The 12,669-nt window shown below is 67.6% G+C and carries 9 protein-coding genes and 1 pseudogene; 7 read left to right on the forward strand and 3 right to left on the reverse strand.

Going from position 1 to position 12,669, the window contains the following annotated elements; all coding sequences use genetic code 11:
* Nucleotides 1-30 precede the first annotated feature (30 nt).
* From IE318_RS03110 to IE318_RS03120, 3 genes are read right to left on the reverse strand one after another with little or no spacing between them, the layout of a single operon-like run.
* Nucleotides 31-933: a carbohydrate ABC transporter permease gene (locus IE318_RS03110; protein WP_189896003.1), complete on the reverse strand. Its 903-nt coding sequence runs from the start codon at nt 931-933 to the stop codon at nt 31-33.
* Nucleotides 930-1,955: a carbohydrate ABC transporter permease gene (locus tag IE318_RS03115; RefSeq protein WP_189896005.1), complete on the reverse strand. Its 1,026-nt coding sequence runs from the start codon at nt 1,953-1,955 to the stop codon at nt 930-932. Before IE318_RS03115 ends, IE318_RS03110 begins: the two co-directional genes overlap by 4 nt.
* Before the next feature lie 11 nt (nt 1,956-1,966).
* Complete coding sequence (locus tag IE318_RS03120) at nt 1,967-3,265, reverse strand: ABC transporter substrate-binding protein (RefSeq protein WP_189896007.1); 1,299 nt, start codon at nt 3,263-3,265, stop codon at nt 1,967-1,969.
* Between the two features lie 708 nt (nt 3,266-3,973).
* Between IE318_RS03120 and IE318_RS03125 the strand changes: the two genes are divergently transcribed.
* The 7 genes and pseudogenes from IE318_RS03125 (at nt 3,974) to IE318_RS03155 (ending at nt 12,663) form a co-directional block, all read left to right on the forward strand.
* Nucleotides 3,974-4,507, forward strand: coding sequence for an RICIN domain-containing protein (locus tag IE318_RS03125; RefSeq protein WP_308438550.1), 534 nt, complete (start codon nt 3,974-3,976; stop codon nt 4,505-4,507).
* A 136-nt stretch (nt 4,508-4,643) separates the two neighbouring features.
* Nucleotides 4,644-5,792 (forward strand): SGNH/GDSL hydrolase family protein, encoded by a 1,149-nt coding sequence (locus tag IE318_RS03130; protein WP_189896008.1) that lies wholly within the window; start codon nt 4,644-4,646, stop codon nt 5,790-5,792.
* Between the two features lie 69 nt (nt 5,793-5,861).
* Nucleotides 5,862-7,328, forward strand: a pseudogene (locus tag IE318_RS03135) (glycoside hydrolase family 10 protein); the annotation flags it as partial.
* 422 nt (nt 7,329-7,750) lie between these two features.
* Entirely contained in the window at nt 7,751-9,175 is a 1,425-nt protein-coding gene (locus tag IE318_RS03140; RefSeq protein ID WP_189896432.1) for a lectin, read from the forward strand.
* Between the two features lie 84 nt (nt 9,176-9,259).
* Nucleotides 9,260-10,897: a glycoside hydrolase family 27 protein gene (locus IE318_RS03145; RefSeq protein ID WP_189896013.1), complete on the forward strand. Its 1,638-nt coding sequence runs from the start codon at nt 9,260-9,262 to the stop codon at nt 10,895-10,897.
* 75 nt (nt 10,898-10,972) lie between these two features.
* A complete protein-coding gene (locus tag IE318_RS03150) occupies nt 10,973-12,490 on the forward strand; it encodes an arabinofuranosidase catalytic domain-containing protein (protein ID WP_189896015.1) in 1,518 nt (505 codons plus the stop codon).
* Complete coding sequence (locus tag IE318_RS03155) at nt 12,475-12,663, forward strand: hypothetical protein (protein WP_189896016.1); 189 nt, start codon at nt 12,475-12,477, stop codon at nt 12,661-12,663. The genes IE318_RS03150 and IE318_RS03155 overlap by 16 nt, the downstream gene beginning before the upstream one ends.
* Nucleotides 12,664-12,669 lie beyond the last annotated feature (6 nt).

A 12,669-nucleotide genomic window follows, 5' to 3' on the forward strand; every position in this document is an offset into this window, starting at 1 on the left:
GACGGTGCGGCGCAGATCCTGGTGCCGGTTTCAGCCCTTCACGGCGCCGGTGAGCCCGCCGACGATCCGCCTCTCGAAGACCGAGAAGAAGATCAGCGCGGGGAGCATCGCGAGCGAGGTGAACGCGAGGACCTTCGCGGTGTCCACGGAGTACTGCGAGGAGAAGGCCTGGACGCCGAGCGGCAGGGTGAAGTTCGCCTGCGAGTTGAGGATGTACAGGGGCAGCACGTAGTTGTTCCAGCTGTTGACGAACCCGAGGATGCCGACCGTCACCACACCGGGCAGTGACAGCGGGATCACCATCCGGACGAAGAACCCGAGCCGGCTCGCCCCGTCGATGGCGGCGGCCTCCTCGAGCTCGTTCGGAATGGCCTTGAGGAACGGCACCAGGATGATGACGGTCATCGGCAGGCCGAAGGCGATCTGCGGAATGATCACACCGAACAGGTTGTCGAGGAGGCCGAGGTCCTTGACGACGATGTACAGCGGGGTGATCGCGATGACCAGCGGGAACATCAGGCCGGCGGCGAACAGGGAGTACATCGCGCCCTTGAGCTTGAAGTCGTAGCGGGCGATCACGAAGCTCACCATGAGGCCGAGGATCACAGTGCCGACGGTGCTCGCGAGCGCGACGATGACGGAGTTGGCGAATTCGCCCCAGAACGTCACCGACCTCAGAACGGCGGCGTAGTTGCTGAAGACCCAGGGCTGCGGTAGCGCGGCCGGGTTCGTGGTGATCTGCGAGTTGGTGCGGAATCCGCCGAGCACGATGTAGATCACCGGCGCGACACAGGCCCCGATGAAGAGGAGCGCGACGAAGTAGGTGAAGGGACTTCCCCACTTCTGCGGCTTGTCGCGATGGCCGCGACGGCCGGTGGGCGCCTTCGGCTCGGCTGCGGAGGAGGACCAGGAGTCGGCGGTGGTCGCACTCATCGGTTGGCTCCTTCGGTGACGGCGCCCTGGAGGTCGCGGCGCAGGACGAAGCGCTGGTAGATCAGCGCGACGACGAGCGAGATCAGGAACATCACGACCGCGATGGCGCTGCCGTAGCCGTAGTTGCCCGCGTTGCGTCCCTGGGCGACCATGTAGATCGCCATGGTCGAGGTGCCCGCGGTGCTCGCCACGTACGGACCCCAGATGATGTAGACCAGATCGAACAGTTGCAGCGAGCCGATGATCGACAGGAACGCCCAGATGCGGATCGTCGGCGCCAGCAGCGGCAGCGTGATACGACGCTGGATCTGCCAGTAGGAGGCGCCGTCGATCTGTGCGGCCTCGAAGAGTTCGTCGGGGATCGACTGCAGGCCGGCGAGCATAAGGATCACCGCGAAGCCGATGTACTTCCACGTGATGATGGCCATCAGCGTCCAGATGGCCAGCTTCGAGTTGGAGAGCCATTCCGCTTGCAGGAAGCCCAGACCGAGGTGGTGCAGCAGGTCGTTGACGGCGCCGCTGCTCTGGAGCATCAGGCCCCAGCCGGTGCCGACGATGACCTCGGAGATGATGTAGGGCGCGAAGATCAGGACGCGGATGACCGAGCGGCCGCGGATCTTCTGGTTGAGCAGGAGCGCGAGGACGACCGCCAGCGGGCCCTGGATGACCAGGGAGAGCACCAGGACCAGTCCGGTGTGCCACAGGACTTCATGGAACGCGGGGTCGGTGAGGATCAGCTTGTAGTTGTTCAGGCCGACCCAGTCCGTGGGTGGCCCGTAGCCGTGCCACCGGTAGAAGCCGTAGTACGCCGCGAGCGCGATCGGAAAGATCACGAACGCCAGGAACATGATGATCGCCGGTCCGGACAGGAGCGCGATCTCGAGTCGCATCTTGGCACGGCCGCGGCGGCGCGCAGCCGCGCGCGCCGAAGTCGGGAGCGCGGCCACGGCCGCGCCCCCGACTCTGGGCGTGCCCTGCGACTGGCGGCCGGTGGCCGGGTCAGTACCCAGGGTGTCGCTCATGGTGTGCTTACTCAGCCCTTCGCGGCAGCGGCGTTGGTGGCCTTGACGATGTCCGCGGCGGTGCCCTTGCCGGCCAGCAGGTTCACCACGGCGGTGTTCATGGCGTTGCCGACGTTCTGGCCGTACAGGGTGTCGAGGAACATCATGGAGTAGGGGGCCTTGTTGAAGGCCTGCAGCGTCGAGACGTTGTAGGAGTCGGTGACGACCTCCTGGGCCTGCTTGTTCACCGGGAGCGTGATGAAGGCCTTGGAGTAGGCCTCCTGCTGGTCCTTGGTCACGAGCCACTGGAGGAACTCAAGGGCCTGCTTCGGTGCCTTCTTGGACAGCGAGTACCCGTCGAGGCCGGCCATGATGGCGCTCGGGTCGCCCTGGCCGCCGGTCACTGCGGGGAAGGGGAACCAGCCCAGGTCGGGGAGCGGCTTCTGGTCCTTGGTGAGGCTCTTGATCACACCGGGGTCCCAGTTGCCCATGAGCTCCATGCCCGCCTTGTGGTTGGCGAGCAGGCCCGCCGACGACCCGGCGCCCTGCTGCGACGTGGACGTCAGGAAGCCCTTCTGGAAGGGCTCGACCTTCAGGAACGCAGCCAGGTCGTCGCCCGCCTTGGTCCAGCACGGATCGTTGAACTTGAGCTCCTTGGCCGCCGTGTCCAGGGTGTTCCGGCTGCACTCGCGCAGGGCGAAGTTGTAGTACCAGTGCGCAGCCGGCCAGGCGTCCTTGGCGCCGACGGCGATCGGCGCGACGTTGATCTTCTTCAGCTTCGCGACGTCGGCCTTGAGCTCCTCCATCGTCGTCGGCGGCGCGGAGATGCCGGCCTGCTTGAACAGGTCCTTGCTGTAGTAGATGCCCTCCGGCTGGGTGTCGAGCGGCATGGCGTAGACCTTGCCGTCGATCGAGTACCCCCCGATGGCCGCCGCGCCCGCGTTGGCCTTGTCGGTGTCGGTGAGGTTCAGCTCCTGGAGCTGGCCGGCGTCGACCTCGGCACGCATCTTGCCGCCACCGCGCTGCAGGAAGATGTCCGGCGCGGTGTTGGCGTTGAGCGCGGTCTGCAGCTTGCCGTCGAGATCCTCGTTCTGGATCATCTGGATCTTGACCGTGACGTTCGGGTGCAGCGCGTGGTAAGCCTTCGCCGCGTTCTTCCAGTACACGTCACCGGCCCCGGGCTGCGCGTTCTCCCAGACGGTCAGGGTGACCTTGCCGTCGGCCGAACCGCCGCCGCTGCCGGAGTCGTTGCCGCCGGCACACCCGGTGGCGGCGAGCGCGATGCCCAGGCCGATCGCGACGGCCGTCGCGCTGCGTGCTTTCCTCGTCATCGTGGAAACTTCCTGATCTGTCATCAAAGGCGGAATCGGTACAGATGTCTTGCGCGAAGTAATGGACTGTTGACTGACAAAAGCCTTTTGGGTGCGCTGATTTGGGTGTTCAAGCGGCAGGCCGACCGTGGTGGCAGTGAGGGTCTGGGTGCGCGAGTTCGCGACGATCACTGCAACCCGTGCTTCCCCCCTCCGGGCATGTGTGTGTGGACGTGCCAGGTGGACCGGTGTGACCGTATGGAGTCGTCTCCGTTACGGGGAGGCTTCGATCGCTCGTGAGTATGCGCTGGGCGCAGAGCGGCAGTCAATTGGTTCGTTTACGAAAGTTCGCCGAAAGTTACGACTGCGCGCCGCGAGGGGCTGTCGAAACTTTTCGGCCATCCTCGAGTGAACGGCCCACCAGGCAATCCTGCTTGAGCCGGCGTCGTGGGGATCGTCAGTACCGCGGTCGCGAGGTGGCGGGGCAGTCGCACATTCCGCAGGGGCCGACCACTCGGTCTGTGCGCGAACCTTTCGGTGTTGATCACGAATCGTTGCGAGAGGTATTGACGTCGCTCACGGGTTCCCTATCATCCAAGTTGCTCGACACTTCGACCTCCGTTCGACATCACGAACGATGGCGGTCCACTTGCGCAGCAGGGCACCTCTCGGGACTTACCACACCGCAACGGCCGAGTCGCAAGGAGCGCGCCGAACGATGTACATGTCATGGACTCGTCAATCTCGGGCCGATCCCGGCCACCGTCCCCACCCGCACCCGATGCCACCGGTCCTCCGCACGACAACGTCCTCACCGGCAACGTCCAGGTCAGCGGCACCAACTGGCCGCAGGGCGCCAGGCAGGTCATCCAGCAGGCAGGCATCCAGTCGGCGGTCGGCGGTGGCGACGGCTTCCCCAGCGGCTACCGCCAGCTGGTGATCGGCAACGACAGCCTGTGCCTGGATGTATACGGCCACTTCGGCAGCGCGGGCGCCGCGATCGACCAGTGGACCTCCAACGCGTGGAGCGACCAGCAGTTCAAGTTCGTGCCGGACACCGGCGGTCGGGGGCAGCTGCGGGCGCAGAGCTCCGGACTGGTCGTGGCGGTGTCGGACGGCTCCACGGCGGCCGGCACACCGAACGTCGTGCAGCAGGCCCCGGACGGAGCGGTCGACGCTCTGCGGCTGCCGGTTCAGCAGTCCGAAAGCTCCTGCGCCATCCGGAACAAGAACAGCGGCCTGTGCCTGGACGTCTACGGCTGAGGCAGCGATCCCGGCCGACAGCTCGACCAATGGCCTGCAAGAACACGGCCGGCAGCAACCAGGACTTCACCCCCCCCGCTGACCGCTCGCGGGCTCGTTCACCCCACCCACTGTCCCGCACCAGTGAGGAACGCTGATGAAGAAGTACTCGGCTCCATGGGCAGCGGCGCTGACGGCCGCGCTGGGCATGGGCTGTGCACTGCCCGCGGCGGCCGCCACCGGCACCGAGGCGCCACCCTCCGCCGTGCGGGCTGCCGCCGCACCCGCCACCTTGCGGCTCATGCCGTTGGGCGACTCGATCACCTGGGGCGTCGGCAGCCCGTCCGGGAACGGCTACCGGGGCTCTTTGTGGAACCAGCTGTCGGCCGAGGGGCACGCCCTGGACTTCGTCGGCTCGGGCCGCAACGGCACCATGTCCGACCCGGACAACGAAGGCCACTCCGGCTGGCGCATCGACCAGATAGCGGGCATCGCGGACAACGTGCTGGCCCGTTACCGGCCGAACGTGGTCACCCTGGAGATCGGTACAAACGACCTGAACGGCAATTATCAGGTCCCGACCGCCACCGACCGGCTCCGTGCGCTCATCGACCAGATCACCCGCGACGTCCCCGACGCGACCGTCCTCGTCGGCACCCTGATCATCTCCACCAGCGGCACCGAGGAGGCCAGCCGGCCGGCGTTCAACGCCAAGCTCCCCGGAATCGTCCAGGCCGAGCAGGCTGCCGGCAAGCACGTACGCCTGGTGGACATGAGTGCTCTGACCCCTGCGGACCTGTCCGACTCCCTGCACCCCGACGACGACGGCTACCGCAAGATGGCGGACGCCTTCAACGCCGGGGTCCAGGCCGCGGACGCGGCAGGCTGGATCAAGCCGCCGGTTTCCTCGGGCGGGCAGGTGCGCTCCGGAATCGCGGGGAAGTGCCTGGACGTGTTCGGCGGCAACAGCGCCAACGGGACCGCCGCGGACATCTGGTCCTGCAACGGCTCCGAGTCGCAGCAGTGGTCCGCGCGTTCCGACGGCACCCTGCGGGCGCTCGGCAAGTGCCTCGATGTCACCGGCCGCGGTACCGCCAACGGCACCAAGATCGAGATCTGGGACTGCAACGGCGGCGCCAACCAGCAGTGGCAGGCGTACAACGGCGGTTACCGCAACCCGGTCTCCGGCCGCTGTCTCGACGACCCCGGCGCGTCCACCGCCGACGGTACGCAACTGGTCCTGTGGGACTGCAACGGCGGCGCCAACCAGCAGTGGACCGCTCTGCCGGTCACCTCGGCCCCGTGATCCGACCTCACCGCGGCACCGGCTCGTGATCGGTGTCCGCCCCCAACACACAAAGGAGAATGATCCTTCATGTCCTGGCTCAATGAGGAGCCCCGCCTCCGCAAGGCCCTGGCCCTGCCCACCGTACTGACAGCCGGCGCGGTTCTGGCCCTGGCAGGGACAGTGTCCCCCGCCGCCCATGCGGCTTCCGGCACGCTGGGCGCGGCCGCGGCCGACAGTGGCCGTTATTTCGGCACGGCCGTGGCTGCCGGGAAGCTCGGCGACTCGACGTATTCCACGATTCTCGACCGGGAGTTCAACATGATCACCCCGGAGAACGAGATGAAGTGGGACACCACCGAACCCTCCCGCGGCAGCTTCAACTTCGGCCCGGCCGACCAGATCGTCGGCCACGCCACCGCGCACGGGCAGCGTATGCGAGGCCACACCCTGGTGTGGCACTCGCAGCTGCCCGGCTGGGTCAGCGGAATCAGGGACGCGAACACGCTGCGCAGCGTGATGGACAACCACATCACCACCGAGATGACCCACTTCAAGGGCAAGATCTACGCCTGGGACGTGGTCAACGAAGCCTTCGCCGACGGCTCCACCCAGCACCGCAGCTCGGTGTTCCAGGACGTGCTCGGCAACGGCTTCATCGAGGAGGCTTTCCGCACCGCCCGGGCCGCCGACCCCTCGGCCAAGCTCTGCTACAACGACTACAACATCGAGAACTGGACCGACGCCAAGACGCAGGGCGTCTACGCGATGGTCAAGGACTTCAAGTCCCGCGGTGTGCCCATCGACTGTGTGGGCTTCCAGAGCCACTTCGGCGCCGGCGGCCCGCCGGCGAGCTTCCAGACCACCCTGTCCAACTTCGCCGCCCTCGGCGTCGACGTCCAGATCACCGAACTCGACATCGCCCAGGCGCCGTCGACCGCCTACGCCAACACGGTCCGAGCGTGCATGAACGTCGCCCGCTGCACCGGCATCACGGTGTGGGGGATCAGGGACAGCGACTCCTGGCGCAGCGGGGACAATCCGCTGCTGTTCGACGGCAACGGCAACAAGAAGCCGGCCTATGACGCGGTCCTGTCCGCGCTGGGCGGCGGGGGGAACTCGGGGGGCGGCATCGTGTCGGGCACGGTGTACTCGGTGAGCAATGCCGCCGCCGGCCGGGTGCTGGACGTGCCGGCGGGACAGACGGGGAACGGCACGCTGCTGCAGGTCTGGGATGCCAACGGCACTGCCGCGAACCAGCAGTGGCGGGCGAGCCAGAACAGCGACGGTTCGTACACGCTGACGAACGTCGGCAGCGGCCGGGTCCTGGACGAGCCGGGCGGCCAGACGGGCAACGGCACCCGGATGGAGATCTGGGATGCCAACGGCGGTGCGAACCAGCACTGGCGGGCGAGCCAGAACAGCGACGGTTCGTACACCTTGATCAACGTGGCGTCCGGCCGGGCGCTGGAGCTGCCCGGCGGACAGACCGCCAACGGGACCCCGGTTGAGATCTGGGATGCCAACGGCGGCGCCAACCAGCATTGGAACTTCAGGTGAGGTGATCGGCGCCCAGCGCGCCCTCCTGCCCCCGGATCGCTTCGGAGGACCCGAACGCACACCCGCGCCCGGCACGGCAGCCGTCGCCGGACGCGGGTTTCGGCATGCCGTCACGGCGGTCCGACCGAAGCAAGACATGGGATGTATCGAGCGGCGATTCGGCGTGGCAGGTCTATTGACACGGCGTCAGGCCTGTGGGATCACTATGCGACATGGGATGTCTGAGGCCTTCTGTGGGTGCTCTCGGGCACTCTCACGGGAGCGGTCGACCCCCCTTGTGAGCCCCTTCGGAACAGGCACAGCACTCTCTGTCCCCTTCCCCCACGTATTCAAGGAACAGAATGCAGCCTTCATCTGTTGCGCCCTGGAGATCCGCGGCTCGGAGACCCCGCTTACCGGCGGCGGCCGTCGTATGCGTGCTGGCACTGCTGACCGCGTTGCTGACCACCGCCCCGACCTGGTCGGCCCCGGCGCCGGCGGCACCCCTGGTGAGCTCGGCCTCGGGGCGGTGCCTGGACGTCAGGGGCAACGTCGACACGCCGGGAACGGCCTTGGACATCTGGGACTGCAACGACCAGGCCAACCAGGCCTTCGAGTTCACGTCGGCGGGCGAGCTGAGGACGATGAGCGGCACCCGGTGCGTGGACGCCTCCGACAATCAGACCGCTCCGGGAACCCCGGTGATCATCTGGTCCTGCAACGGGCAGTCGAACCAGATGTGGCGGCAGAACTCCGACGGGTCCGTCACCGGTGTCCAGTCCGGCCTGTGCCTGGACGTCAACGGGGCGGCCACGGCCAACGGCACTGCGGTCATCCTGTGGACCTGCAACGGCCGGAGCAACCAGAAGTGGAGCACGCCGACACCTCCTCCGCCCAGCGGATCGGGCCCGTGCGACATCTACTCCGCCGGCGGTACGCCGTGCGTGGCCGCGCACAGCACGGTGCGGGCGCTCTACCGTTCGTACAACGGCTCCCTGTACCAGGTCCGGCGTTCCTCGGACAACGCGACCAGGGACATCGGCGTGCTGGCGCCCGGCGGCTTCGCCGACGCGGCGGCGCAGGACTCGTTCTGCGCGGGTACCTCGTGCGTGATCACGGTCGTCCGTGATCAGTCCGGGCACGGCAACGACCTGTGGTACCAGGGATCGGCGCAGGTTCCCGGGTCGACCCAGAGCAGCCCCGCGAAGGCGACCTCCGAGTCGCTGACCGCCGGGGGTACCAAGGCGTACTCGCTGTACATCAACCCGGGGAACAGCTACTGGCGGGACGGTCACCTGACGGGCGTCCCGACCGGCAGCGCGCCCGAAGGGGCGTACATGGTGACCAGCGGCACCCACGTCAACAGCGGCTGCTGCTTCGACTACGGCAACAGCGAGACGACAAGGAAGGCCGACGCCGCCGGGGCGATGGACGCCATCAACTTCGGCACCGAGTGCTGGTTCGGCGGCTGCTCGGGAAGCGGACCCTGGGTGCAGGCCGATCTCGAATGGGGTCTGTACTCCGGGGGCAGCCAGTCCTGGAACACCGGCCAGCGGGCATTTCCCGGCAAGTTCGTCACCGCGATGCTGAAGAACAACGGGACGTCGAGGTTCGCCCTGAAGGGCGGCAACGCGCAGTCCGGTGGCCTGACCACCCTGTGGGACGGCGGGCTTCCCGCCGGATACAGTCCCATGAAGAAGCAGGGGGCCATCGTCCTGGGGAGTGGCGGTGACTGCTGCAAGCCCGACGGCGGCGCCAATCTGAGTGCCGGCACCTTCTACGAAGGAGCCATCGTCGCCGGCTACCCCTCCGACGCGACCGACAACGCGGTGCAGGCCGACATCACCGCGGCCGGATACCGCTGAGTTCTTGTTCACCCGTGCGGGAGGTCGTCGGCCTCCCGCGCATCCGGAGCACCGCCACGACACCCGCCCAGGAGCGTTTTTGACATGTCCATTACCTTCGCTGGACGCCGTTTCCCGCGACCGTCCTTCCGCAGAACGTCGGCGCTCGCCTTCGCGGGCGTGCTGCTCGCCGTGACCGTCCCCCTCGTCTCCCTCGGGACGGCGCAGCCCGCCGCCGCGCTCGGCAACGGGCTCGCGCTGACCCCGCAGATGGGATTCAACGACTGGAACGCGTACGGCTGCAATGTCTCCGAGTCGCTGATCAAGTCCACCGCGCAGGCCATGCACACCAACGGCATGCAGGCGGCGGGCTATTCGTACGTCAACATCGACGACTGCTGGATGACCCACAGTCGCGATTCCGGCGGACACCTGGTGCCGGATCCGGCCAAGTTCCCCGACGGCATCAAGGGCACCGCGGACTACGTGCACTCGCTGGGGCTGAAGCTGGGGATCTACGAGGACGCGGGCACCGCGACCTGTGCGGGGTATCCGGGCAGCCTGGGGCACGAGACCACGGACGCGCAGTCGTTCGCGTCCTGGGGTGTGGACTATCTGAAGTACGACAACTGCAACAACACCGGGGTTCCGGCGCAGACCCGGTACACCGCGATGCGGGACGCCCTGGCGGCCACCGGGCGGTCGATCCTGTTCAGCCTGTGCAACTGGGGTCAGGAGAACGTGTGGACCTGGGGCGCGGGCGTGGGCAACAGCTGGCGCACCACCGGGGACATCAGCCCGAGCTTCTCCAGCATGCTGTCGATCTTCCACAGCAACGTGGGACTGGCCTCCTACGCCGGCCCCGGCCACTGGAACGACCCTGACATGCTGGAGGTCGGCAACGGCTCGCTGACGGCCACCGAGAACCGCACCGAGTTCAGTCTGTGGGCCGAGATGGCCGCGCCGCTCATCGCCGGCACCAACATCCCCTCGGCCAGTTCCGACACGTTGTCCGTCCTGACCAACTCCCGGGTGATCGCGGTCGACCAGGACCCGCTCGGCAAACAGGGGACGATGGTGTCCTCCTCGGGCGGGCTGGACGTGCTGGCCAAGCCGCTGGCCAATGGGGACGTGTCGGTGGCGCTGTTCAACGAGACGGGCTCGACGGCGACCATCACCACCACGGCGGCCGCGATCGGGAAGACCGGGGCGTCCGCTTACACCCTGACGGACCTTTGGTCGGGGGCGTCCTCGACCACCTCGGGCACCATCAGCGCTTCGGTGCCGGCGCACGGCACGGTGATGTACCGGGTCGCGGGCGGCACCAGCAGCGGCGGCGGCACCAGCGTGACCGGTGAGCTGCACGCGGTGGGTGCGGGCAAGTGTCTGGACGTACCGGACTCGACCACGACCGCCGGCACCCAGGTGGAGATCTGGAGCTGCAACGGCGGGGCCAACCAGACATGGACGCATTCCACCTCCAACCAGCTCACCGTCTACTCCGGCAGCAGCCAGATGTGCCTGGACGCCTACGACAACCAGACCACTCCCGGGACGAAGGTGGAGATCTGGCCGTGCAACGGCCAGAGAAACCAGCAGTGGACGGTGAACTCCAACGGCACGGTCACCGGCGTCCAGTCCGGCCTGTGCCTCGACGTCACCGGAGCGGCCACCGCCGACGGAACCCTCGCCCAGCTGTGGACCTGCAACGGCGGCGGCAACCAGCAGTGGACGCTGGGGTGAGCCGGGCGCCCCTCCATCGACGACCGTCAGCCTTCCGTGCCACCGCGTGGCGGCACCGCCACAGAGGAGGTCTCCATGCTCAAGCCGGTCACTGATCGCCGACGAAGGCGATGCACAGCCCTGTTCCTGGTCGTCCTGGCGATGGTCGTGGCCGCGTTCGGCACACCGGCGTTCGCCAAGTCCTCGCAGACCGCCACCGTCCATGCGGCGGCCGCGGCCGCCGCGTCGTCGCTTCCCTGCGACATCTACGCCGCGGGCGGCACACCGTGTGTGACGGCGCACTCCACCACCAGGTCGCTCTTCGCCTCGTACAACGGGCCGCTGTACCAGATCCAGCGAGCCTCGGATCACAGCTACCGCGACATCGGGCTGCTCGGCGCGGGCGGGTACGCCGACGCCGCGTCCCAGGTCTCCTTCTGTTCGGGCACGTCGTGCACGATCACGAAGATCTACGACCAGACCGCCCTGCACAACGACCTGCCGATCTCCTGGGGCGGCTACTGGAAGGGGCCAGGACCGAACGGGTCGGACGTGGGGGCGGACGCCATGGCCCTGCCGGTGACCGTGGGCGGCCACCAGGTCTTCGGGGTCAAGGTCACGCAGGGTGTCGGGTACCGGCTCGACCACGCGAGCGGGGTCGCCACCGGATCCCAGCCCGAAGGCATCTACATGGTGACGTCGTCGAACTACACGAACCAGTGGTGCTGCTTCGACTACGGCAGCGGCGAGAACTCCCACACCGACACCGGCAACGCCACCATGAACGCCATCTACTGGGGCAACGCCTGCTGGTTCGGCGGCTGCACCGGCAGCGGCCCATGGGTCGAGGCCGACCTGGAGAACGGCATGTACCACACCAACACCGGCTCCAACAAAGATCCCGGCAACCCCGGAGTGCACTACCCCTTCGTCAGCGCGTGGGAGAAGAACAACGGCACCAGCAACTTCACCCTCAAATACGGCAACGGCGCGAGCGGCGGTCTGACCACCACCTTCTCCGGCCCCCTGCCGAACGGCTACTCACCGATGAAGTCCGACAGCTCGGTCCTGCTCGGCACCGGGGGAGACAACAGCGTCTCGGGCGTGGGCGAGTTCTTCGAAGGTGCGATGACGGCGGGCTATCCCTCCGACGCCACCGAGAACGCCGTCCAGGCCGGCATCACGGCGGCCGGCTACGGCGGGGGAGGCAACAGCGGCACGACCGGTGCGGTGCACGCCGTGGGCGCGGGCAAGTGCCTGGACGTGCCGAACTCGTCCACCACGGCCGGCGCCCAGCTGCAGATCTGGGACTGCAGCGGCGGCGCCAACCAGACCTGGACCCGCACCTCGTCCAACCAGCTCACCGTGTACTCCGGCGGCAGCCAGTTGTGCCTGGACGCCTACAACCGGGGCACCAGCCCCGGCACCAAGGTCATCACCTGGACCTGCAACGGCCAGGCCAACCAGCAGTGGAACGTCAACGCCGACGGCACCATCACCAGCGCACAGTCCGGCCTGTGCCTGGACGTGACCGGCGCCGCGACCGCCAACGGCACCGCTGTGGAGCTGTGGACCTGCAACGGCGGATCCAACCAGCGATGGACGCTGAACTGACCCGTGACAAACCCGCATCATGCGGCGCCGGGGCGGCACGTGACCGCCGCCCCGGCGTGTCACCGCACCGCACCGTCCGCGCGCCGAAGCTGCAGGAGGACCGTATGAGGCTCCCCGCACAGCGGCCGTGCAAGAACGCGCCCGGCACCAACCAGGACTTCATCCTCGGCTGAACACAT

The organism is Streptomyces spiralis, assembly GCF_014654675.1.
Taxonomy (GTDB): Bacteria; Actinomycetota; Actinomycetes; order Streptomycetales; family Streptomycetaceae; genus Streptomyces; species Streptomyces spiralis.

What these genes read in the sequence shown, in the direction of transcription:
- IE318_RS03110 (WP_189896003.1), bottom strand. Translation starts at nt 933, where the DNA reads ATGAGTGCGACCACCGCCGACTCCTGGTCCTCCTCCGCAGCCGAGCCG.
- IE318_RS03115 (WP_189896005.1), bottom strand. Translation starts at nt 1,955, where the DNA reads ATGAGCGACACCCTGGGTACTGACCCGGCCACCGGCCGCCAGTCGCAG.
- IE318_RS03120 (WP_189896007.1), bottom strand. Translation starts at nt 3,265, where the DNA reads ATGACGAGGAAAGCACGCAGCGCGACGGCCGTCGCGATCGGCCTGGGC.
- IE318_RS03125 (WP_308438550.1), top strand. Translation starts at nt 3,974, where the DNA reads ATGGACTCGTCAATCTCGGGCCGATCCCGGCCACCGTCCCCACCCGCA.
- IE318_RS03130 (WP_189896008.1), top strand. Translation starts at nt 4,644, where the DNA reads ATGAAGAAGTACTCGGCTCCATGGGCAGCGGCGCTGACGGCCGCGCTG.
- IE318_RS03145 (WP_189896013.1), top strand. Translation starts at nt 9,260, where the DNA reads ATGTCCATTACCTTCGCTGGACGCCGTTTCCCGCGACCGTCCTTCCGC.
- IE318_RS03150 (WP_189896015.1), top strand. Translation starts at nt 10,973, where the DNA reads ATGCTCAAGCCGGTCACTGATCGCCGACGAAGGCGATGCACAGCCCTG.
- IE318_RS03155 (WP_189896016.1), top strand. Translation starts at nt 12,475, where the DNA reads ATGGACGCTGAACTGACCCGTGACAAACCCGCATCATGCGGCGCCGGG.